This is a genomic window from Photobacterium leiognathi (assembly GCF_030685535.1).
GTDB classification, from domain to species: domain Bacteria; phylum Pseudomonadota; class Gammaproteobacteria; order Enterobacterales; family Vibrionaceae; genus Photobacterium; species Photobacterium leiognathi.
Genome location: NZ_CP131599.1, coordinates 1,261,306 through 1,285,425, shown reverse-complemented (window position 1 = coordinate 1,285,425; position 24,120 = coordinate 1,261,306). Strand labels below are relative to the sequence as shown.

Below are 24,120 nucleotides of genomic sequence, written 5' to 3'. Positions count from 1 at the left end.
GTCATCAACAGAAGAGATAAGAATTATTTATTATGATCATAGACAAGATTTTTCTATTCTGTCTACCAATACAAATGAAAACAATGTTTGATTGCAAGAATGAATGGTTTCTAATAAGCATAAAAAAAGAGCGTATATTGCTATACGCTCTTTGTGTTTCAATGAGTTGTCGCTTATTACTTTTGTGGCTCAACGTTTACTTTAAACAGAACTGCATAAAGTAATGGGATGATCACTAGCGTTAAAATTGTTGCAAACAACAAACCAAACATGATGGTTACTGCCATACTCTTGAAGAATGGATCGACCAACAGCGGAGCAACACCAAGAATGGTGGTGAACGCACCAAGTAACACTGGGCGTGCACGGCTTAATGCTGAATCGATGATGGCTTGGTAAGGCGTCTTACCTTCTTTGATCTCCACGTCAGTTTGATCCACCAATACAATCGCGTTTTTCACCATCATACCAATCAAGCTTAGGAAACCGAGGATTGCCATAAACTCAAATGGAGTTTGGAAAATTACCAAGCCAATAGTGACACCAATAATTGCCAGTGGGGCTGTTAGCCAAATGATCAGTGGTTGCTTTATGGCGTTGAACATAAAGATCACCGACAAAATCATTGCTGCAAACCCGTATGGTGCTGAAATAGCTAGACCTTCGTTAGCATCTTTAGACGCTTTATATTCACCGTACCATGTTAGCTCGTAACCTGGTGGTAGTTCGATAGCCTCAATTTTGCTTCGTAGCTCATTAAACGCATCAGCAGTTAGTACACCTGGAGCAGGATCGGCTTGAACCAAAATGGTTGGAATACGATCAATACGACGTAGGATCGCATCTTCCCAAACCACATTCACAGACTCAACAAGTTGATTAACTGGAATTGGTCCATTAACCATGCGGCTATGTACTTCGGTGTTTTCAATCGCACGTTCATGCGTACGCTCATCTTTTGGTGCACGTACCACGATAGGGATCAAATCATTACCTTCACGGTAAACACCGACATTACGGCCAGATAACGTTTGTGCGATAGCTTGGCTTATCTCTTGGTTTGTTAAACCAAAGCGCTGTGCTTTTTCTGTTGAGTAAACTGGCTTAATAACAGGTACTTGTTGACGCCAATCGTCTTGTACTGCAATTAAGTTAGGATCAGACAACATGATCGCTTTCGCTTGCTCCGCAAGTTCACGTAATACTTTACTGTCAGGACCTTGGAAGCCAGCTTCTATTTTCTTACCGCCCCCACGACCTAGCATGAATTTCCATACTTTGATTGACGCTTCAGGGTACTTTTGATCCAGCTCTGTTTGTAGCTCAACAAGCAGTGGCGCAATGTTTCGGTAATCATCAATATCAATCAGTAACTGACCGTAGCTTGGATTACGCGCTTCAGGTGCATAGGTCAACATGAAACGTAAACCACCACCGCCAATGAAGCTTGAGATATTGCTGATCCCTTCTTTTTGCTTAATATCACCTTCAATTTTCGCCACTGTTTTTTCTGTTGTCATGATATCTGTACCTTGCGGTAAGTAGACATCAACAACAAACTGTGCGCGTTGTGATTCAGGCATAAAGCCTGGTGGTACAAATCTCACACCCCAAATTGCGCCCGCAAGGGTTGCCAGTAGTAGCAAGCCAGTCGTTTTACGATGGCTTAATACCCAAGTGAGTAAGCCTTTGTAACCAGTCACTAACTTGCTTGGTTGGCTATCTTGTTGCTTCACTTTTACTTTTAAGAACTGGTGGCACAGCAGCGGTGTTACCGTTACTGCAAATACCCAGCTTAATAGCATGGAGTAAAGAATTACCCAAAACAGTGAGCCTGCATATTCACCCATATCGGATGGTGATAGGCCGATAGCACTAAATGCACAGATACCTACAACCGTACCGCCAAGTAATGGTCATTTGGTTGCATTAACCACTTCAGGGATCACGATGTTGCGATCTTCATTGTTCTGTAGACGAACAAGAATACCGTCGGTCACTACAATGGCGTTATCAACTAGCATACCTAGTGCAATGATCAGTGCACCTAATGAGATACGCTGCATGGCAATATCGTCAATTAACATGATGCATAGGGTACCTGCCACAGTCAGTAGCAGTACGAAGCCGATGATCACACCAGAGCGAATGCCCATGAATAGCAGCAGCACGATAAATACGATCACAACAGCTGCGATCAGGTTATCAATGAAGTTTGCTACCGAATCACGAACAGAGTCTGACTGCATTGAGATAACGTGCAGTTCCATACCCAGTGGACGTTGGCTTTCTAGCTCAGCAATACGTGCTTTAACCGCATCACCCATATCAACCACGTTACCGCCAGTCACGTTAGAGATACCAAAACCGATTGCACGTTCACCGTTGTAACGCATTAGCATGCTAGTTGGCTCTTGGTAGCCACGCTTAACATCTGCAATGTCTCTTAAACGCAGTACGGTGTGGTTATCACCAATACCTATTTGCAGGTTACGGAGATCTTCAAATGAATCAACATTCGGTGTCGGGATCACAGGTAAGCGCATACCGTTTGCCGTTACACTACCAGCAACGTTTACGATGTTTTGCTTTTGTAATACTGACAATACGTTATCAAGTGACAGGCCGTAGTTAGCTAAACGTTCACTGGTGATCTCAACAAAAATCGCTTCTTGTTGTTCTGCCAAGGTTGCCGTTTTCGCCACGCCCGGTACAAGCACCAATTCACGACGCAGTGAGTCAACGTAATCTTGAAGTTGTTTATCGGTAAAGCCTTCACCTGTTACCGCAAAGAATAGGGCGTAAACATCCGAGAAGTCATCATTAACAATCGATGGATCAGCTCCCGGTGGTAACATACGCTGAACATCGGTCACTTTACGACGCAGTTTGTCCCATACCTGTTGTAGTTCATCTTGAGATTTAGAGAACTCAAGTTTGATCTCAACAGTAACTTCAGACATCCCTTGTTTAGAGACTGACTTAACTTCTTTCAGCTCTTGCAGTGACTGAACAGCCCCTTCAATGATATCTGTAACTTCATCTGAGACTTCTTGTGAAGTCGCACCTGAATAAGGCGTCACAATAACAGCCTGACGGATAACGAATTCAGGATCTTCAAAGCGACCGAGTTTTAAATAGCTGATATAGCCGCCAAGCAATATCAGCGCAATGATCACCCAAACACTGGTGCGCTTGGCTATGGTATAGCGAGCGATATCCATTTACTTACGCTCCATTTTGGGTGTTATCAGTGTATGGACGCACTTCCATACCCGGCTTTAATTTAGAGACGCCAGCGATCACAATGCGCTCGCCAACGCTCAGTCCGTTAACTACAGTAATACAGTTTTTATTCACTTTACCGACGTTGATGTAGCGTTTAGCAACCGTGTTGTCTTTGTTAACTACCCAAACAAACTGCTTGCTCTTGTTATCAGGCACAACCGCAGTTAACGGTACGATGATCGGATTACGATTCTCTTGAGGACACGCTTTAAGATCTGGCGATACTTTCACTGCCATGCCCGGTAAGATATTGATACCTCTAGTATCTGTAATACCTAATACAACAGAGTAAGTTTGCGTAATAGGATCGGCTTGGGTTGAGAACGTACGTAAGCTGAGTGGTAGCAGTAAATCAGGGTTATTGTTGATTTCCGCGACACCTTTATTACATGTCATGCCTGACATCATTACGCTATCAGTGATGTTAATTACCACTTCTAAGTTATCGATATTGTGCAGTGTTAATACTGGATTATTCGCTTGAACTTGAACGTGGTTATCAATTAATTTACGGCCAATGATGCCGTCAAAAGGTGCGACTAATTGGGTATAAGCTAATTTATTCTTCGCTTCATTTACGCGGTTGCGTGCAAGGTCAAAGCGGACAATTAGCTTATCTAAATCACTTTTAGAGATAGCTTGGCTGCTTTCATAGATTGCTTTACCACGTTGGTAAGCTTTACTTGCATCACTTAATTCAAGTTGCGCTGCAGCAAAAACGGTTTGGGCATCTTTCGGCTCGAGTTTAGCGAGTAGTTGACCTTTGGTGACGCGATCACCTTCATTCACGAAGATGTGATCGACACGACCAGAGACCTGGAAAGACAGATCGGCTCGTTGTGCTGAGCGAACAACACCGTTAAAGCTTAAGTCGGTATTCGCTTGCTGTTTTACAATTTCAGTAAGAGCTGGGCTAACAATCGTTTTTTTAACTTGCTCTTCTGCTTCTTTATTGCCGCAACCTGACAGTACGACAAGCGCGACAGATAAACTCACTGCGAGTTTAGTTAATGAGAATGATGCCACTTTGGACATTGCTGATTGAGTTTTCACCGGATTCTCCACTGCCATTATTGGACGGTATTGATATTTGATATCACATCTAGTTGTTTGGGATTAAACAAGTAAACTTTGGGGTGTATTTTATGTTTGGGATACTATTTGTAAACTGCTAAGTATACTTTTTTGTGACAAAATGTTAGATTGGGATCACAAGAGGTGAAAATGGGTTGTAAGGTAATGAAGCAAACAGAACGTAAACATTTAGCGATTATTGAAGCAGCGAAAGCTGAATTTATTGAACACGGCTTTGTTGCTGCCAATATGGATAGAATTTCACTGGTTGCAGAAGTATCTAAACGTACGCTATATCGTCACTTTGACAGTAAAGAAACGCTGTTTATCTCGGTGCTTAGAATTATTCAAGAATCGGTGAATGAGAATGTGCAATATCAGTTTGATCAAGAAAAACCATTAAAGGCACAATTAGTTGAAATTACACGCCATGAAGTGGATGTACTTTATAACACCTATGGCATGTCATTATCTCGTATCATCGTGATGGAGTTTATTCGCCAGCCAGAACTCGCAAAGAATTTGGTGAAAGATCTGTACAGTACTAATGCAATTGCAGAGTGGTTTAAGTTAGCGATAGAAGCAAAAGCGATTGTTGATAAAGATGTTAGTTTGCTTACTAATATTTATACGAGTTTATTCCAAGGTTTGTTTTTTAGTACACAAATGATGGAATTAGCACCATTATGTGAAGGTGAAAAAGTAGAAGAGAACATTAATACCGTCGTTGATGTATTTTTAACCTCATTTGCATTGAAGAAGTAAATCTAATCCTGCAACGAAATATATTGTCACGATTTTAGAATGTGATTTCACATTTAATTGAGATCTCACATGATATTATTCCTATAAATGATAATTAGGTGTAGATTATATCTAATTAGTAAGTAGTAGATAATCTGCGTATTTTAAGCATGGTAGCTGAACTCAATTGTGTCGATACCACGGTTAGATACCCATAAATCGGTAAAAGATGATGAAAAAATTCTTAGTTGTTTCTGCTTTTGTTCTTGCTTCAACGTCAGCTATGGCTGCTACAACCGCTGCGCCTGCTCAACCAGCACAAGGCGGCTTTACTGGGCCAGCGACAACAGTTCAGCCTGTTCAAGGTGGTTTTACTGGGCCTTCAGCAGTTCCTGCAATTACAACAGTAAACCAAGCGAAAGAAGCAAACGATGATGCGGTTGTTGAGCTAACTGGTTACATCACAACATCACTAGGTGATGAAGACTACATGTTCAAAGACAGCACTGGTGAGATCAAGGTAGAAATTGATCACAAAGATTGGAATGGTGTGAATGCAACACCAACAACTAAACTAGTGATCAGCGGTGAAGTTGATAAAGATTGGTCAGAGCGTACGATTGACGTAAATAAAGTTGCGTTAGCTGGCTAATTATTTCTTTTAAAGAAAAACGCTATTTCTATCACTAGAAATAGCGTTTTTTTATATCTAATTTTAGCTGTGATTAGTGAGCGTTCTTTTCATCTAAGATGAATTTTTGGATTACCTTGAGCACACCTGCATTGTTGTTGGTATCGGTAATGTAATTAGCAAGCGCTTTGGTAGCGTCAGTAGCATTACCCATTGCCACACCTAAACCCGCATACTCAATCATATGGTGATCATTACCTGCATCGCCCATACAAATTACTTCGCTTTGTTTGATGTCTAAGTATTTTGCAAGCGCTTCAACGCCAGTACCTTTATTGCTTTTCGGGTTCATGAATTCCAAGAAGAAAGGGGCACTTTGTACAATGGTATAGCGTTCATATAATTCTGCAGGTAATTGTGCAATGGCTGCTGAAAGACGTTCTGGCTCTTCAATCATCATCACTTTCATGACTTCTTCATCGTTATCTAGTGTTGCAAAATCTTCAACTGTAATTTCAAGGCCGTTAATTTTTGCTTCGTGATCTGTGTAGTAATTATTTTCAGGCGTGATTAAGCCTTGGCGACGAGTAAAGGCATGTATGTGAATATCTAAGTCATGAGCAAGAGAGGCGATATGTTTTGCATCAGCACCAGTTAGAGTTTCACTGCGAATGATTTCTTTATTTTCAACACGTTGAATGAGAGAGGCATTGTAGCTGAGCACATAATCATTAGCGCTAGTCATATTCAGCTCATTGAGTGCCCATGTCATCCCTTCTAATGGGCGACCAGAAGCTAAAACAATTGAGACACCTTGCTCACGAGCTGCGCTAATCGCGGCTTTATTTTCTGCAGAAATAGTACCGTCAGAATTAAGCAAAGTGCCATCCATATCAAGTGCAACTAATTTGTACATCATCATTTCCATTACAGATTTAAAACTGATCCCATCATAAGTAAATTGGGCGATGAAAACGATAAAGAATTATCTTTATTAAGCATGAGGAACAGCAGGGCATCGTTACAGTGATTATAAATGTAACAAGAAAATGTCTTATGTTTATAAGTTTGTCAGTTTGCTTGTTTATTGTTAATAAATTTGCTCTTTATGGTTTATATTGTTTAGACTACTAAAGAAATTAGCATAATAAATTGCTTCTTTAGGTGATTTTAAGCGCAGATTGAATTCATGAAGATTTTGATATTGTGCGCTTGTCGATTCGATATAAATGATAAGGATAATATTTATGCGAAAGCTCCTAGCTGCAACAGTATTGTTAACAGCGATTTCAGCGACTAAAGCATATGCAAGTGAATGTGGGAAAGTCACGATCGCTGATATGAATTGGAACTCAGCAACACTTCTTGCCAATGTCGATAGATTTATTTTGCAACATGGTTACGGTTGTGAAACTGATTTAGTACCAGGTGATACGATGCCAACGGGTACATCCATGGTTGAAAAAGGTGAACCGGATATTGCTCCTGAATTTTGGAGTAACTCGATGAAGGCTGCACTGGATCGTGGTGTGGAAGAAGGGCGCATTTTATACGCTGGTAAAAGTTTCTCTGATGGCGGTGAAGAAGGTTTTTGGGTTCCAGAGTACATGGTGAAAAAAGATCCAAGCTTGGCAACCATTGAAGGCATCAAGAAAAATGCCAAGCTTTTCAAACATCCAGAAGATGATGATAAATCGGCATTTTATAACTGTCCAGCAGGCTGGAACTGCCAGATATCAGCAGGTAACTTGTTTGAAGCGTTAAAACTAGAAGACGCTGGATTTGAACTGATTGATCCAGGTTCAGGTGCTGGTTTATCGGGCTCTATTGCAAAAGCGTATGAGCGTGGTGAAGCATGGTTTGGTTATTACTGGGCACCAACAGCAGTACTGGGCAAGTACAAAATGGTGAAAGTAGATTTTGGCTCAGGCATTGATGCTAAGTACTTTAAAGAGTGTTTGACCAATACCGAGTGTGTTGATCCAAAAGTCTCTATGTATCCGCCATCAAATGTCGACACTGTGATCACAACGTCGTTTGCTAAACGTTCGCCAGCAGCGGTGGAATACTTAGGTAAGCGTTCTTTCACAAACACGCAAATGAATAGCCTATTAGCATGGATGGAAGATAACCAAGCTGATGGTGAAGCGGTAATGGAAGAAGTATTAACAAATCACGAAGATATTTGGGTTAAATGGGTCTCTCCTGAAGTTGCAGATAGAGTGCGTGGCGCTTTAGCAGATCTGTAATTAATACGTCTACAGTGGCGGCAAAACTGCCACTGTAGTCACTTTGCTAAGGATATAGCACAAGTGGTAAATAGCTGTAGTATGTATGGATAACATTTATGTCAGATAAATCATGGTTAACCGAGCTTTCCGCAACTTGAGCGTGCTCAGTTAGTTGAAATTCGTAAAACATTGGATGGTGCTTACCGTTCATTTTCTCGAGAATATGGCGATACAATCGAATCTTTTTTCGATCCTCTTCTTTCTTTTCTCATCTGGTTTGAAAAATTATTACTTGCAACACCTTGGTGGTTAGTGATCGCCATCCTTGCAGCTATTGCTTACGTTGCAAGTCGATCATGGAAGTTATCATTAGGGGTTGTGCTTTCTTTCTTATTCATCGGCTTTTTTGGCATGTGGGATAACACCATGCGGACGATGAGTATAATTTTAGTTTCCACGCTGGTGGCAATCGGTATTGGTATACCAATAGGTATTGCAATGGCACGTTCTGACAGAGTTCAGCGAATTGTTACGCCACTATTGGATGTAATGCAGACCATGCCTGCATTCGTTTATTTGATCCCCGTCGTTATGTTATTAGGAATTGGTAAAATCCCAGGTTTAATTGCAGTGGTGATTTATGCGGTACCGCCAGTGATCCGCTTAACCAACCTTGGTATCCGCTTGGTTGATGAAGAAGTGTTGGAGGCAGCAACCGCTTATGGTGCTAGCCCAATGCAACGCTTGTTTGGGGTACAAATGCCGCTGGCGATGCCAAATATTATGGCGGGTATTAACCAAACGATCATGATGGCATTAGCCATGGTGGTGATTGCATCGATGATCGGGGTGAAAGGGTTAGGACAACCGGTATTGAAATCCATTACCAATCAGTACTTCACCTTAGGTTTATTAAATGGTTTAGCTATTGTTGCGCTTGCAATTATTTTCGATCGTATTTCTCAAAGTTATGCCAAGCGTAGTCAACAACATCTAGGAGGTCGTTCATGATTTCAGCATCAAAGCAGTCGCCTCTTATCCGAGTTAAAAACCTTTATAAAGTGTTTGGGCCAAACGATAAGAAAGTGGTTCAACAGGTTAAAGATGGTGCATCAAAAGACGAAATCTTAGCAAAAACAGGTCACACAGTTGGCTTAAGTGATATCAATTTAGATATTTTTCCCGGTGAAATTTTTGTGATTATGGGCTTATCAGGTTCAGGTAAATCTACCTTGATCCGACACTTTAATCGCTTAATTGATCCGACTGAAGGTGTTATTGAAATTGAGGGAACTGATGTTATGTCCCTCAATGAAAAAGAGCTTCAAGACTTCCGCCGTCATAAAATGTCGATGGTATTCCAACGTTTTGGCTTAATGCCACACCGAACGGTGCTGCAAAATGTTGGTTATGGTTTACAAGTGCAAGGTGTTAGTAAATCAGAGTGGCAAAATAAAGCTAAAGAGTGGCTAGAAACGGTGGGGCTAAGCGGTTACGAAAGCAGTTACCCTGCCAATCTTTCTGGTGGTCAGCAGCAGCGTGTTGGTTTAGCACGTGCTTTATGTACTGATGCAGAAATCTTGTTAATGGATGAAGCCTTCTCTGCGCTTGATCCACTGATCCGTAGTGAGATGCAAGATCAGTTAATAGAGCTACAAGAAAAGCTCCACAAAACCATTGTCTTTATTACCCACGATTTAGATGAAGCACTTCGATTAGGTGATCGTATCGCCATTCTGCGTGATGGAGTATTGGTGCAACAGGGTAAACCTGTCGATATCTTGCTTAATCCGGCAGATGATTATGTGGAAGCATTCGTTAAAGACGTTAATCGCGCTCGTGCGTTAACAGTTGAAACGGTGATGAAGCCACAAGTGGTGCGTATTTCAGCAGAAACGATCGGTGAAGCTGTTACTCAAATGCGAAAAGCAAAAGATGATTTTGCTTATTACATTGATCAGCAAGGTTACCAAGGCGTGATCACCCAAGAAACATTGGATGGTGTGAAAGAGTCTGAGTACGACAATGCGATTGATGCATCGATGCTGGAAGATGTGCCTGCGGTGTCAACTGACGCACTACTTGAAACGGTGATCCCAGAAACCTTAGACAGCGATCACCCATTACCTGTTGTTGATGCTGATGGACAAGTAACCGGGCGTTTATCACGTTCAACATTGGCTGAAGTATTAAGTGAACACAGCAATAATGAAGCGTCAGAAAATGGTGTTGAAGTTATTAAAAAAGCACCTTCAAAAGTTACTTAGGTAACTTTGTTGCTGCCTAATTAAAGAGGTCAAAATGATCATTGCCCGTATGTCACGCCATGTGCTGTTGATGTACGGGCTTTTTTACATATAGCCAAATAACGTCAAGATGCAGTGTTCAGCGAGACGACCTTAGTTTTCAGGTGCGGCAACGATTCGAAGATATAGTGGTTCTACATTGAGAATCGTTAACAAAGTCTGAGAGCTAAGGGCGCTCGCCCTTTGGGAGCGTATCACTGAGCCGACTTCTTGCGTCAGACAACTTGGAAAGAGCTCGCTATTCCGCTTCGTTGTCTTCCTTGAATTCAACTCAGTGACTTCGCTCTGAATCAGGCATCTTGAAGTCACTTGGGTATATGTGTATACAGATACAATCGATACTATACTGAAAGGTTTCGATACAAATTAATAGTGATTATTAATATGTTCCACCTTGCAATATTTAGTTATGGATTTTTTGTTGCCAATAAAGCATCGACTGGATCTCGCTTCTAGAGCAAGTTGCTGACTTTTTTACAAATAAGTGGTCAAATAAAGAGAAAATATCTCTAATAATAAAGTCAACTGTGGTATTTCACTGCTTTTTTATGAGCCGTGATCAATGTGCCTATTGTTGTGTGGTGGTCAAATAAATGAGCATTTCTAAACAAGTTCTTGTCGTGGATGATGACAAAGAAATCCGTGAACTACTGGAGGAGTACCTAACCAAAAATGGTTTTGAGGTACAAACTGCGGCGGAAGGTGAGGAAATGAAACGTTGCCTTACTGCGGGTTATCCAGATTTGATCTTACTGGATATTATGATGCCTGGGGATGACGGCTTTACGTTATGTCAGCATATTCGTAAAAGTTCGGATGTGCCAATCATTATGCTAACCGCAGTGTCTGATGAAATGGATCAGATCATTGGTCTTGAAATTGGTGCCGATGACTATATTGCTAAGCCGTTTAGTCCTCGACAATTGCTGGCGCGAATTAAAGCACTGCTGCGTCGTATAAAACCGTCTGATGTGCAGTTATCACCTTCAGTTGCTAAGTTTATTTATTTTGCGAACTGGCGTTTAGACACCACTGCACACCGTTTACTTGATGTGCAAACAAACGAAGAATTTGAGCTAACAAGCGGTGATTATTCTCTACTAATGTTGTTTGTAACAAGACCTAATGAGATCCTTGATCGTGATACGATCTCGTGCGCGACAAGAGGGCGAGATGCTCAGCCTTCAGAGCGAGGCATTGATGTTGCGTTAAGTCGATTACGTCAGCGTTTGGGTGATAAAGGACGTACACAGCGTTTAATTAAAACCAGTCGTGGTAACGGTTATATTTTTACTGCAGAAGTGCGTTATGAAGATCAAATATGATCTACTGTGGCAAATGAATATTTAAGAAAGTGTGGTGTATAGCGCCACACTTTTTTTATCTAGCGTTAGGTAAATAGCAAATTATGAATTGGAAGTCATTGTGGTCAAAATCCTTGGTATCTCGCACCTTGTGGTTAACCTTATTGGCTGTTTTTCTTGCTCAAATCATTGCGACGAGCATTTGGTATACCCAATCTAAAAAACGTGATCTAGAGGGGTTACGATCCACTTCTGCCAGTATGGCAACCATGTTTGCCTCGACGGTGAATTTCTTCCAATCGTTACCGTTAGAGTATCGTCATATTGTTCTTGAACAGTTACGTAATATGGGCGGAACGCGTTTTTTCGTCTCGTTTAACGAAGAAGAAATTAATATTGCGCCAATAAAAAATACCGAGCAAAAGGAAACGGCGGTTTCGGTATTTAAAACCGTGCTACATGATAAGCTGCCTAAACTTCCTAATATTCAGGTGGAGTTCTCACGCCCAGAAACCTTACACGTTTTAAAAAATGATGTGTTACTGTCAGATTTACCACGTTCTTGGGTGCATAACACCTTAAGTTTAGAGCCGTTAAATCCTCCGATCTTAGTAGTGCAAATTGAGCTAGATAAAAATCAGTGGCTATATATTGCAGCCTTACTACCTGCGCCATACATGATGTTGAAAGATGAGATCGTTACTCGTCAGCAATTTATCTTTTTAACCTTTAGTACCTTATTGCTGCTGTTGTTTACCTACATTATGGTGCGTAAACAAACTCGACCATTAAAGCAGTTAGCTGATGCCGCAAATTCATTAAGTCTTGATATTTATCAGCCGCCACTGAAAGAGCAAGGGGCGAGCGAGTTAGTCACAGCAACACAAGCGTTTAACCGCATGCAGCTGCGTTTGAGGAAATATATTGAAGACAGAGAACAGTTGTTTTCCTCCATTTCCCATGATTTGAAAACCCCGATCACCCGCTTACGTTTGCGCGCTGAACTGATTGATGATGATGAGAAAATCGATAAGTTTAATCATGATCTTGATGAGTTAGAGATGATGGTAAAAGGGGCACTGCAATGTGTGAAAGAGACCGATTTGCATGAAAACCTGACAGATGTAGATATTGAACACTTACTCACAAGTATTGCTGAATCGCACAATCATCATGGTATTAAAGTGACTTTGCCTACAGATCCGATTTTACCTATCACAGCGAAGCCATTGGCATTAAAACGCTGTTTAAGTAATTTAATTGATAATGGTGTGAAATACGGCGAAAGCGTGGTGGTCGCTACTATCGATAGTAGTGAGCAGTTAATTATCACCATTCACGATCAAGGTAATGGTATTTCTGAAGATAAACTCAAAGCGGTGTTTGAACCTTATGTCCGTTTAGCGACAGACAGTAATGGGCATGGTTTAGGAATGGGGATTTCACGCAATATTATCCGTGCTCATGGCGGTAAATTAACCATTAAAAACTCCATTAAAGGTGGCTTGTTGGTAACCGTGGTACTGCCTCGCTTATTAAAAAATGCCTGATCTTATCGGGTGAGGATGAAAATGAAGATTAAACACTGGGGCGCAAGTTTATTCTTACTGTTGTTAAGTCAGCAGAGTATGGCTGAAGGTACGATTGAGGTACTGCATTGGTGGACATCTAAAGGTGAATCCAATGCAGTCGGCGTGCTTAAAAAACGCATGGAAACCAATGGACATTATTGGAAAAACTTTGCGATTGCTGGTGGTGGTGGTCAAAGTGCCATGACGGTATTAAAAATGCGTGCTATTTCAGGTAATCCACCGACGGCGGCGCAGTTAAAAGGGCAAGACATTCAAGAGTGGGGACGATTAGGCTTTCTTACCTCATTAGATGCGATTGCAGAGCAAGAACAATGGGATAGTGTGTTGTTACCTGAAGTTGAAGCGATCGTGAATGATTTACAACTGGTGAAATATGACGGTCACTATGTTGCAGCGCCAGTGACGTTGCACCGTGTAAACTGGCTTTGGATCAATCCACATATCTTTAAATTAGCTAGTGCCAAAGTGCCAACCACGCTCGCGGAATTTTTCGTTGCTGCGGATAAAATAAAAGCAGCAGGGTTTGTACCATTAGCTCATGGTGGTGAAGCATGGCAAGACGCAACCTTATTTGAAGCGGTAGCGTTAAGTGTATTGGGTGCGCAAGGTTACATGAAAGCCTTTGTCGAATTGGATTTAACAGCACTTAGTGATGCTAAAATGGTAGAGGTTTTTCGCCAATTCAAACGCATGAAACAATACGTTGATCCTGATTCAACGGGGCGTCGCTGGAACCAAGCAACAGAAATGTTGATCCACGATCAAGCGGCGATGCAAATCATGGGAGATTGGGCAAAAGGCGAATTTGCTAGCGAGAATAAAGTCGCTGGGAAAGACTATTTATGTGTTCCTGTGCCGGGAACGCAGGGTATGTTTTCTTATAATCTCGACACTATCACTTTCTTTAAACTAAAAGGAAATGAGCAAGATAAAATCGCCCAGCAAGATTTAGCAAGAACCTTACTAACACCGTCGTTCCAACGTGATTTTAGTTTATACAAAGGTTCTATCCCGGTACGGCAGGATGTGCCGTTAACCGATTACGATGCTTGTTCGTTAGCATCAATGCAAGCATTTAAGATTGCAGCAAAAAATAGTGCGCTTGTCCCTAGCTTTTCTCATAATTTAGCGACATCTAGTGACGTACAAAGTGCCATTATTGATGTAGTCAGCCACTTCTTTGATGATCCTACTGCCGATCCGAAAGCCGCAGCAATGCGTTTATCTCGTGCGGTTAAATCAGCAATGTGAATGTGATATGTGAGCACTTAGTGTATAGAAAAGAGAGAAAGGAGACCAAAGTGGAATATTTATCTTGTGTTGAAGTCGAGCCAAATGTAACAGCGACAGCCACTGTTATTTGGCTGCATGGGTTAGGTTCTAATGGGCATGATTTTGAAGCGATTTTACCAGAATTAAAATTAGCACAAGATTCTCCGATCCGATTTATCTTTCCACATTCACCATCAATACCCGTCACTATTAATGGTGGTATGGAGATGCCAGCATGGTACGACATTATCTCTTTGGATGTTTCTCGTAAGCTAAATGATGAACAATTAATGCAATCAGCACAGCGTGTGATTGATTTAGTTGAGCGTGAAATTAGCCGAGGTATTCCATCGGAACGCATTGTGCTGGCTGGTTTTTCTCAAGGTGGCGCTGTGGTTTACCATGCAGCGTTATGTTTTTCTAAACCATTAGCAGGCTTATTGGCATTATCAACGTATTTCCCAACAGCGCATATTATTCAGTACAGTGAAGCCAATCGTCAGATCCCGATTGAGATCATGCATGGTAGTTATGATCCTGTTGTCCTGCCGCTATTAGGTGAAATGGCGAGAGATGATTTAATTAAAGCAGGTTACCAACCTAACTGGCGTGTTTATCCTATGGAGCACCAAGTATGCATGCCTCAAATTAATGATATTGCGGTTTGGTTAAAGCAAATATTGGCTTAACAGTGAAATAAAAGAAACGCATCAGTACCGTCTTACTTTATATAAAGAAGGTGCTGATGCGTTGTTGTATCTAGCGTTTACTCTTCGATTAACTGTGCTGGTACTAAGTCTGAATCATCATGATTGCTACAGCGTTGATTAATGTCTTTCCATACTATCGCTCCTACCACCACACTTAATACCATGGTGGAGATTGGCATTGTTAACCAGACCCCAGCAACACCAAGAAATTTTGGTAGGAAATACAAGAACGGTAACTGGATAAGCATGTTGCTGATTGAAATAACCAAGGCTTTTGATGCTTGATTCACCGACATAAAATACATGGTCGCTAATACAATAAAACCATCTAAGAACATAGCAAACAGGTGTAAACGAATACCTTGAGTGGCTTCAAGTGTCAGTGAGCTATTGCTGTTATTGAACAAACTAATCAGTGTTGATGGGAAACTTGTTAATAACAAGAACCATGCAATACCTGCAATTACAGTGGTTTTCATTGCTAAAATTAAGGTTTGGCGAATATATTGGGGCTTTTTAGCGCCATAGTAATAACTCACTGGTGGTTGTAAGCCTTCACCAATCCCTTCTGCAACCAAGTAGTACATTGTCATCATATAACCAACAATGGCAAAAGCACCGACAGTTAACTCTGTACCATAAACCATGAATTGGTAGTTATGCAGTGCCACTACAAAGCTACCATAGAGGTACATGATCAATGCTGATGAGCCTAATGACATGATCTTCTGACTTTCAGACCATGAAAATTGAGGCAATGAGATCTTAAGCTTCAATGTTGAATATTGAGAGCAGAAGTAAATTAAACCGCCTACACAAGTTATTCCTTGGGCAATTAAGGTCGCAATCGCAGCGCCTTTTAACTCCCAATCCATAAGGCCTAGAAATACGTAATCTAGCACAATGTTAGTGAGCGCACCGATCACCAACAAAGCGGTAGCAATTTTCGGGCTATCGTCATTGCGGATCAACATTGGCATCGCACTAGCTAATACTGTAATAAATGCGGCATTACCAAAGGTTGATACATAGTCTAAAGCAAGGTGTTTAATGTCTTGCTGCGCGCCTTGCAGTTGTAAAAAGTAGCCGCCGAAAAACGCAAATGCGGCGAATGAGAGGCAACTAATAATAAAAGTTAAGATCAAACCCGTATTAAAGGCACGTTGGGCGTTAGTCATGCTTTGCTCACCACGAGCAATGGAAATTAACGTGCCACTGCCTATACCGATCATCAAGCCTAATCCTGATAGTACAAATGTGATAGGCCATGCCATATTGATGGCAGCCAGTCCTTGATAGCCTACATAGTGACCAACAAAGATCCCATCTACTATCTGATATAGCCCGTTTACCAACATTGCGGCCACGGAAGGGATGGTGTAACGCCAAAAATTTTTCGAAATATTATTCGATGAAAGAATAAACGAGGAGCTTTGCATAAATATTCTCGTGAAAATGGTCTACCCACATACTATTCAGTTGCTGGGAATAGATGTATTATCCCCGAATATTAGATTGCTCAAAGATATTAAATATCTGATTATCGGATGGATTGATTTTATGGATTGGACATTAGATCAACTCAATGCCTTTGTTATTTCAGTACAACAAGGGTCTTTTTCGGCGGCAGCTCGTCGGTTAGGTAAAGCACAGTCACGGATCAGCACTGCAATTAGTAACCTAGAGGCAGATTTAGGGTTTGAATTATTCGATCGTAGTGCAAGATTACCGGTTCTGACTCCTGAAGGTCAGCAAATGTATGAAGAGGCAAAAGTCGTATTAGCCCAATGCGATCGCTTGCAATCACGCGCATTAACCTTAACCAAAGGTGAAGAAGTGACCCTGACAATAGCGATGGATGAAGCGTCACCGCTCACAGCATTTGAAGAGTTCTTTCAGCATGTATCCGAGACATTTCCCCTATTAAAGTTAACCATTATTAATGGCTCGAAAGATGATATTGCAACTCGTGTAGATGAACAGTTGGCTGATATTGGTATTTTGTTTTTCAGTAAAATGTTACCTAGCAGTTTAGAATTTACGCCTATTTGTGAATTTAACTCATCGTTAATTGTGGGAAAAAACCATCCTTTGGCGCAAACAGCAGCACCTACTGTGCAGCAATTAAGTCAACATCGACAATTTTTGATCTGTGATCGTAGCGGTCATCATCACAGTGAAGCGTTATCAGCGAATTATTGGCATATTGACAGTTACTATTCCATTACCTCCTTTGTGATGCGCAATATGGGGTGGGCATTTGTTCCCGATCATGTATTTACTAATGAATTCTTTTCAGAAGATGTGGTAAAGCTGTCAATGGAGAATATCCCGGCTTCACAATGGATTGAAATGGGGGTTGTGAAGCGTCGTGATCGCGGCACAGGCCCTGTTTTACAATGGATCCAAAATGAACTGAAATCCATGTTTGCTCAGTAGCCCTATTGTTTCTTATTGATTGAGTTTTTATGTTGATGTGGTGAACACATCGCTATGTAGTTGAGAAGTGAAATGATGAAAGAAACGTCAGCATCCGCCTTGCCGCTAATTATTGCAGGGCCAATTTTGCGTAAAGCAACTGCCTCACAGTTGGTATTGTGGTTTGTTACCACCGAGCGTTTAGATGCAACGTTTTATTTATATCAACAAGATGAGAGTGAACCTTGCTATCAAGCCGTGATTGCAGATGAGCATCAAATTCAAATTGGTGAGAAAGCATGGGTGGTATTGGCGCAGTTTGTAGGACAATTTCCTGTTAATACGCCTTTGTCTTATCAGTTGGTGACACAGCATGGCTCGCTGACAAAACTGATCCCATCATTAACTTATCAAAATGAATCTGCTATTAGTTTTGTTATTAATACTAAAGCGGATTATGTGTTACATGGCTCATGTCGAAATCCGCATTACCCGAGTAAAGACAGCCTTGTTACTGCTGATAGCAAGGTTGAAGGGCTTGAGATTTTAGATCGTCCGAGCTTATTAATGATGAGTGGCGATCAAATCTATGCTGATCATGTGGCAGGGCCAACACTGGATGCTATTGAGCAAGTTGTTCAGTTACTAGGATTGCCTAAAGAGACATTTGAGCAAGCTTGTATTGCTGATACTGATGCGCTTTATAGCCATCCTCATCATTTTTATGGTCGAGAGAAAATACTACCGACTTATATTGATCAAACATGGTTAGGTAAATTAATACCCAATCGTGTTGTGCCTATATTTAGTTCACGAGAGTGTGAAAATCACCTGATCAGTTTTAGCGAATATTTTGCTATGTACTTATTGGTGTGGTCGCCAACACTATGGCAATACGTTGATCGTGAACGTTTTGCTAAACAGCATTTTATCTGTGGTGGTGAACAAGTAGCCTTGAAATGGCGTCAACAGTGGGAAAAAGAAAGCATGATCATGGATGATTTCATCCAAGGTTTGCCACAAGTTCAACGCTTATTTGCTCATATTCCTACTTATATGATTTTTGATGATCACGATATTACGGATGATTATCAATTAAACCGACGTTGGGAGAAGGCCGCATTTGATAACTTGTTCTCTCGCCGTATTATCGGTAACGCTTTAATGAGTTATTGGTTATGTCAGGCGTGGGGAAATGCTCCTGAAAAGTTTGAACCAACTTTCATAGATGATGCGAGACGGTATTTTGCTATGCCGTGCAATGAAACCCAAGACAGCTTTATTGCTCGTCTTAATCAGTTTGAACAGTGGCATTATACTATTCCGACAACACCTAAAATGGTGGTATTAGATACCCGTACACGTCGTTGGCGTTCTGAATCGAATGATAACCGTCCATCAGGTTTAATGGATTGGGAAGCCATGACAGAGTTCCAGCAAGAGCTATTAAATGAACCTGCGGTGATCATTGTCTCTGCTGCGCCTATGTTCGGTGTCAAGTTCATTGAAACCTTGCAACGCATGATGACATGGATAGGACAACCTTTATTGGTTGATGCTGAAAACTGGATGGCACATCCGGGCTCTGCTAATACTTTGCTCAGCATTTTTACCCATACCAAAACACCGACGAACTTTATTATTTTATCGGGTGATGTGCATTACTCGTTTGCGTACGACATTACTTTGCGTAATCACAAAGGTAAGTTCCATATTTACCAGATCACTTGTAGTGGCTTTAAGAATGAATTTCCGAATCGCTTACTGCGTTTTTGTGATGCGATGGATAGAGCGTTATACAGTCCACATTCCCCGTTGAACTGGTTCACTAAGCGTAAAAAGTTACTTATCGAAAAGCGCGATCCAAATGTTGCTGGTAGTCACCGTTTGGTTAACCGTAGCGCTATTGGAGAGCTGTATTTAACGGACGATGGCGCACCTAAAAAGATAGATATTTTAACTGCTGATGGTGAGTTGATTAATTTTCCACCACGAAAGTGAGAATAAAGTAAAAGTATGTCAGCATGGTGTGAGTTGATTTATTTCACATTTAAAATCAATTAGTTGCTTTGTTTTCTACGTAATACGATTAATAAAAAATATCATGATATTTCATAATTTATAAGATCCTATTCACAAAACTGTTTAAATTGGCAGCATGGTAGTGCTAGAGTAAGCGTATCGCTAGCTCTAGCACTACATAGGATCAGGTATTTTGCTAAAACGAATTGTCCACAAATTATGTAAAGTAAAAATGTTTACATTGTTTCTCTGCCTATCTTTTATTGGATTGGCGAGTGCGCTTGTTTTTGTTGGTGAAGATACCTATGACATTGATTCAATCGTTGGCAAAGTAACGGAAACAACATCGAAATATGAAACAGGCGAGCGCAAGCTGTTTCTAAAAGTTGTGTCTGAGGATGATGATTCAGAGATCAATCTTTCGGTAGAGCCAAGTATGTTTTGCCCGATTGGCTCTGATATTTTGATTTTTAAGAAAGAATGTAAGTTGTTTGGCCCAACAGAATACGAATTTATTTCGTGCGGTTGTTAACCTCATCAATTCAATCTATACGATTTATCTCAAACAGGTAAAAGTCTTTTACTTATTCAATTCGTGAATAAAATTGCACCCATATTTATCTTTCCGTATTATCCCTCTCTATTAAATGGATAGAGAAAAATAATCACGGAAGACATAAATAAATTATAGTTATATGTGGTGTAGAATGTCTTCAGATCTTAAATACATAGGTCAAAAATTAACACATGTCGTAGCTTTAATGGTATTAATATCATTGCCTATTTGGGTTATTCGATATGATGTATTAGTGCTAAAAAATAATATCCCCGAGCAATCTGCTACTGAATATATGGAGCAGTGTTTACTTTTCGCGACGATGCTATGTTACGGCTACATCGGTTACCAAAGTAAGCAATACCGTAAAACTTTTTATCTTATCGCTGCCTTTTTTACATGTATGTTGATACGTGAATTAGACTCATTTTTTGATCAAATGGTTCATCATGGTTTTTGGGTGATACCTGCCCTTGTTGTTGCCTTCTCTGCAATAAGTTACGCATTAGGTGATCGAAAAAACACCGTAATTAATCTCAAGCAATTTATGGAAAATAAACATTTTCCTGTTCTTGCTTTAGGACTCGCTATTTTATTTGTCTTCTCTCGCTTATTAGGAATGGGAAGTTTTTGGCATCAAATAATGGGTGATGCTTTTATGCGAGTTGTTAAAAATATTGCAGAGGAAAGTATAGAACTTCTTGGTTATACCATTATCTTTTATGCTTCAGTAAACTATCTGTTTTTATATCTTAACATCTTGAACAATAAGCAAAGCTGTTATAGGAATAATATAATTATTAAAAGCTGAAATATTATTCAAAAGTAAAGCTTATCTAATTTTTAATAAAAAATGGAAAATAACGCGATGTTATTTTCCATTTTTTTTGTTTCATTCTTCAAACTAAAAATATTAAATACTTAAGAGCAATAATTTGACCTATTATTGACTTGTATATGACCTAAATAAGACAAAGTTAATGCGCTGGTTAGATAAAATTCTGAAAGTGTATTGAAACAATATTCATTACAGAGGTGGGTATGAAAAAAACAATTATCGCTATGACTATCGCAGGTTTATTCCTTGTTGGTTGTGATCAAGCAAAACAAGATACAACAGATCCAGCATCGGTTACGCAGCACTCAACTACTGAAATGAAAGAGCAAGTTGCTGACCAAACAAATACAGCGGTTGATGCAACAAAAGACACGGTGGCTAACGCAGCGGATGTTGTCAAAGAGCAAACCGATAAAATGGTTGATAAGGCTGCTGATATGAGTAATTCAGCCGTGCAAAAAGCCTCTGATATGACAGATACAATGAAGACAAAAGCAGCTGATGCTGTCGATGCATCTAAACAAGCTGTGATTGATTCTGTGGATGCGGTGAAAGATAAAGCTAATGAGCTAAAAACATCGTTAACAGAATCATCTGCTTCAGATAAAACGTCAGCTGCTGTTGATAATATGGAAAAGTCAGCATCAGATATGAAAGATGCTGCAGCTGATGAATCACAAGCTGTGATGGATTCAGCAAAAGAGAAAGCAGCAGAAGCTTCTGATGCTGTTAGCGATGCTGCAAATAGTGCAGAAAAGTCGATGAATGATTCGATGGATGAAATGAAGCACTCAGCAACAGAAATGAAAGATACCGCTGCAGAAAAAACATCAAATGTTGTTGAGTCTGTAGATAATAAAGCAGCGTCTGCTGAAGATAGTATGAAGAGCACTGCTGAAGATGTTGCAAAATCAGTTGATGATTCAGCGAATGCAGCAGCAGACAAAGCCGCGAATATGACAGATTCTGCAATGGATAAAACCAAGGATGCGGCGGATGACTTAGAGAAAAAAGCGTCGGATTTACTTAATTAAGCATCCTGCAAATTTACGATTTTCATAAGCAAGATACCCCGAAACTTCCATTGTTAAGTTTCATGGTATCTTGTTTTCGCTAAAAGAGATATAAGATGAAAAAAACACTATTGGCAACAGCAGTACTAGGATTGGTTCTTGTAGGTTGTGATCAAGGTGCTGACAAAGCAGCGACTGATGCACCAAAAGCAGATGCACCTGCAACTGTCGTTGTTGTTGATGCATCTAAAGTAACAAGTGATGCGACACAAGCGGCTGCTGATGCGACTAAACAAGTTGCTGATGATGCAGCAAAAGTGGCGAATGATGTTGCAGATAAAACGGTTGAAACAACCAAAGATATGGCAGATGATGCAAATAAAGCTGCGGATGATGTAAAAGACGCAGTCAAGGATGCAACAGCAGAATAAAATAAGTAATGCAGCTAAATAGGGCTGAGAGTATATAAAAGCCCGTGTTTTCCTGTGTTATGCAAGGAGTTACAAATGAAAAAAACGCTTTTAGTTACAGCTCTTCTTGGTTTAGTACTTGTCGGTTGTGATCAAACTGCTGATAAAACGTCGACGACAACAACTGCTGCGGATGGACAGCCAACCGAGATAGCTCAAGTTCATGATAATGCGAAAAACTCGCTAGATTGGATGGGTGAGTACACAGGTATTGAACCGTGTGCTGATTGTTCTGGTATTGAAACAAGCTTAACGCTAAAAGACGACGGAACTTTCATTTTGGATCAAACTTACCAAGGTAAAGAAACTAAGCCGTTAACAACAGAAGGTAAGTTTAATTGGAATGACCAAGGCGATACGATCACGCTTAATCTTGGTGGTGGTCAAACAGCACAGTATTTTGTAGGCGAACAACGCGTCTTCCATCTAGATAAAGATGGACAACGAATTCAAGGTGATTTAGCAGATGCTTACACCCTGAAGAAGCAAGAGCATAAATAACATTTTGTTATTGATGACAATCAGTTTTATGCGAAAAGCCCTGTTAATTCAGGGCTTTTTATCATTTGAATGATCGATTACATTTGTTAACCACAATTTATTGCGATCGCTGGATCTCTTCATCTACCCAACGTAATAGCTGTTTAATTGCTCGTGATAGCACTTGGTTTTGCCGCACAATGTAACCCAAACTGGTGGTCGGAAAATCAGGTAGAGGAGTGATTTGTGTTTTCAAATGTGGTTTAGAATGTAAAGAAAAGCTCGGTACAATCGCAACACCAAATCCAGCTTCTGCCCAATCAATTTGTGCATCCACACTGCCTACTTCCATCACATGATATTTCTTTAATTTCAGTAGCGGTAACGCCATATCAATAAGCTCACGTGTACGGGTATCGTGACCTAATAAAATCAGGGTAGGCTCTTCAGCGGCTAATGGCTCTGTGGGTAATTTTTGTGAAGGATCTGCTGACAGTGACTGCCAACGAGAAAGCCCATTACCTAGCGCACACCACTTTACTTGGCGTAACTCCGTAAAGTGCAATGGCTGGCTTTCTTTCTGCGCGATCACAAAACCTAAATCTGCTTTGGCACTTTTTACTAACTCTGTTGCTTGTGATGAGGTGGTATTAAACAGTGACAAATCAATGCCCGGATATTCTTTCTTAAACGATTGAAAAGGGCTGATTAGTAACAAACGCGAAATAATATCACTGGCTGCAATGGTTAATGTGCCACGGTTGAGTTCATTGATGGCATTGAGATCTGCTTGGCAGATCTGGAGCTCCATCAAGGTATTTTCGGCACTTTGCAATAAACGCTCGCCAGCTTGGGTTAAGCGAAAAGGGTTACGCTCAATTAATTTTACTCGCGTTGTTTGTTCTAACTGTTTAAGGTGAAGACTCACATTAGGCTGAGTCATATGCAGTGCAGCAGCCGTTTTGCCAAAGTGTTGGTATTTAGCCAAGGCGACAAACGTATTGAGCCAGTGGATATCAATCATAGCAACCGTGATTACCTTAGTTGTTGATGAGATTAATCATCATACATAGCATATTGAGTTGGGAAGATTAACCATACTCTAGATATGATATTCTTATCAAGTTAATAACGATTATTAATTATTCTTATTGCATTGATGGGCATAGGA

Annotated in this window: 19 protein-coding genes and 2 pseudogenes; 16 read left to right on the top strand and 5 right to left on the bottom strand. The window is 40.5% G+C overall.

What is annotated here, in order from left to right; translation table 11 throughout:
- Positions 1 to 176: 176 nt before the first annotated feature.
- Both Q7674_RS05930 and Q7674_RS05925 read right to left on the bottom strand, forming a co-directional pair.
- Positions 177 to 3,224 (bottom strand): annotated as a pseudogene (locus Q7674_RS05930) (efflux RND transporter permease subunit).
- A gap of 4 nt (positions 3,225 to 3,228) precedes the next feature.
- Complete coding sequence (locus tag Q7674_RS05925; protein ID WP_107229700.1) at positions 3,229 to 4,341, bottom strand: efflux RND transporter periplasmic adaptor subunit; 1,113 nt, start codon at positions 4,339 to 4,341, stop codon at positions 3,229 to 3,231.
- 186 nt (positions 4,342 to 4,527) lie between these two features.
- Between Q7674_RS05925 and Q7674_RS05920 the strand changes: the two genes are divergently transcribed.
- Together Q7674_RS05920 and Q7674_RS05915 are read left to right on the top strand one after the other, a co-directional pair.
- Positions 4,528 to 5,127, top strand: a complete 600-nt coding sequence (locus tag Q7674_RS05920) for a TetR/AcrR family transcriptional regulator (RefSeq protein ID WP_305422062.1) — start codon at positions 4,528 to 4,530, stop codon at positions 5,125 to 5,127.
- 211 nt (positions 5,128 to 5,338) lie between these two features.
- Positions 5,339 to 5,758 (top strand): YgiW/YdeI family stress tolerance OB fold protein, encoded by a 420-nt coding sequence (locus Q7674_RS05915; protein WP_045065098.1) that lies wholly within the window; start codon positions 5,339 to 5,341, stop codon positions 5,756 to 5,758.
- Positions 5,759 to 5,831: 73 nt separating this feature from the next.
- Here Q7674_RS05915 and yidA read toward each other — a convergent pair whose 3' ends face one another.
- Positions 5,832 to 6,653 carry a sugar-phosphatase gene (gene yidA, locus Q7674_RS05910; protein WP_305422060.1) on the bottom strand — a complete coding sequence of 274 codons (822 nt, stop codon included), beginning with the start codon at positions 6,651 to 6,653 and terminating at the stop codon, positions 5,832 to 5,834.
- Between the two features lie 331 nt (positions 6,654 to 6,984).
- Here yidA and Q7674_RS05905 point away from each other — a divergent pair, with 331 nt between their 5' ends.
- From Q7674_RS05905 to Q7674_RS05875, 7 genes and pseudogenes are all read left to right on the top strand, one after another.
- The gene (locus tag Q7674_RS05905; protein ID WP_045065101.1) at positions 6,985 to 7,986 is read left to right on the top strand and encodes an ABC transporter substrate-binding protein; all 1,002 of its coding nucleotides are present in this window, start codon (positions 6,985 to 6,987) and stop codon (positions 7,984 to 7,986) included.
- A 98-nt stretch (positions 7,987 to 8,084) separates the two neighbouring features.
- Positions 8,085 to 8,979, top strand: a pseudogene (locus Q7674_RS05900) (ABC transporter permease).
- Complete coding sequence (locus Q7674_RS05895) at positions 8,976 to 10,235, top strand: quaternary amine ABC transporter ATP-binding protein (RefSeq protein WP_023935225.1); 1,260 nt, start codon at positions 8,976 to 8,978, stop codon at positions 10,233 to 10,235. The pseudogene Q7674_RS05900 and the gene Q7674_RS05895 overlap by 4 nt, the downstream one beginning before the upstream one ends.
- A 632-nt stretch (positions 10,236 to 10,867) precedes the next feature.
- Complete coding sequence (locus Q7674_RS05890) at positions 10,868 to 11,599, top strand: response regulator (RefSeq protein ID WP_045065103.1); 732 nt, start codon at positions 10,868 to 10,870, stop codon at positions 11,597 to 11,599.
- Between the two features lie 83 nt (positions 11,600 to 11,682).
- On the top strand, positions 11,683 to 13,128 hold the full coding sequence (locus tag Q7674_RS05885; protein ID WP_305422056.1) for an ATP-binding protein: 1,446 nt from the start codon (positions 11,683 to 11,685) through the stop codon (positions 13,126 to 13,128).
- A gap of 21 nt (positions 13,129 to 13,149) precedes the next feature.
- Positions 13,150 to 14,421, top strand: a complete 1,272-nt coding sequence (locus tag Q7674_RS05880; RefSeq protein WP_305422054.1) for an ABC transporter substrate-binding protein — start codon at positions 13,150 to 13,152, stop codon at positions 14,419 to 14,421.
- Positions 14,422 to 14,471: 50 nt separating this feature from the next.
- Positions 14,472 to 15,131 (top strand): alpha/beta hydrolase, encoded by a 660-nt coding sequence (locus tag Q7674_RS05875; RefSeq protein WP_045065107.1) that lies wholly within the window; start codon positions 14,472 to 14,474, stop codon positions 15,129 to 15,131.
- A 77-nt stretch (positions 15,132 to 15,208) separates the two neighbouring features.
- On the opposite strand, the gene Q7674_RS05870 is transcribed toward Q7674_RS05875, so the two are convergent.
- Positions 15,209 to 16,591 (bottom strand): MATE family efflux transporter, encoded by a 1,383-nt coding sequence (locus Q7674_RS05870; RefSeq protein WP_305422051.1) that lies wholly within the window; start codon positions 16,589 to 16,591, stop codon positions 15,209 to 15,211.
- A 121-nt stretch (positions 16,592 to 16,712) separates the two neighbouring features.
- On the opposite strand from Q7674_RS05870, the gene Q7674_RS05865 reads away from it, so the two are divergent.
- The 7 genes from Q7674_RS05865 to Q7674_RS05835 all read left to right on the top strand — a co-directional run bounded on the left by Q7674_RS05865 (position 16,713) and on the right by Q7674_RS05835 (position 22,970).
- Positions 16,713 to 17,591, top strand: a complete 879-nt coding sequence (locus tag Q7674_RS05865) for a LysR family transcriptional regulator (protein ID WP_008988910.1) — start codon at positions 16,713 to 16,715, stop codon at positions 17,589 to 17,591.
- A 72-nt stretch (positions 17,592 to 17,663) separates the two neighbouring features.
- On the top strand, positions 17,664 to 19,571 hold the full coding sequence (locus tag Q7674_RS05860; protein ID WP_045065111.1) for an alkaline phosphatase D family protein: 1,908 nt from the start codon (positions 17,664 to 17,666) through the stop codon (positions 19,569 to 19,571).
- Positions 19,572 to 19,824: 253 nt separating this feature from the next.
- Positions 19,825 to 20,124: a hypothetical protein gene (locus Q7674_RS05855; RefSeq protein WP_045065148.1), complete on the top strand. Its 300-nt coding sequence runs from the start codon at positions 19,825 to 19,827 to the stop codon at positions 20,122 to 20,124.
- Between the two features lie 175 nt (positions 20,125 to 20,299).
- Positions 20,300 to 20,959: a hypothetical protein gene (locus tag Q7674_RS05850; RefSeq protein WP_045065113.1), complete on the top strand. Its 660-nt coding sequence runs from the start codon at positions 20,300 to 20,302 to the stop codon at positions 20,957 to 20,959.
- Positions 20,960 to 21,189: 230 nt separating this feature from the next.
- The gene (locus Q7674_RS05845; protein ID WP_045065115.1) at positions 21,190 to 22,020 is read left to right on the top strand and encodes a hypothetical protein; all 831 of its coding nucleotides are present in this window, start codon (positions 21,190 to 21,192) and stop codon (positions 22,018 to 22,020) included.
- A 95-nt stretch (positions 22,021 to 22,115) separates the two neighbouring features.
- Positions 22,116 to 22,430 carry a hypothetical protein gene (locus tag Q7674_RS05840; RefSeq protein WP_045065117.1) on the top strand — a complete coding sequence of 105 codons (315 nt, stop codon included), beginning with the start codon at positions 22,116 to 22,118 and terminating at the stop codon, positions 22,428 to 22,430.
- A gap of 75 nt (positions 22,431 to 22,505) precedes the next feature.
- A complete protein-coding gene (locus Q7674_RS05835) occupies positions 22,506 to 22,970 on the top strand; it encodes a copper resistance protein NlpE (RefSeq protein ID WP_045065119.1) in 465 nt (154 codons plus the stop codon).
- 97 nt (positions 22,971 to 23,067) lie between these two features.
- Here the strand turns inward: Q7674_RS05835 and Q7674_RS05830 are convergent, their stop codons facing one another.
- On the bottom strand, positions 23,068 to 23,973 hold the full coding sequence (locus tag Q7674_RS05830; RefSeq protein WP_008988917.1) for a LysR family transcriptional regulator: 906 nt from the start codon (positions 23,971 to 23,973) through the stop codon (positions 23,068 to 23,070).
- Between the last annotated feature and the right edge of the window lie 147 nt (positions 23,974 to 24,120).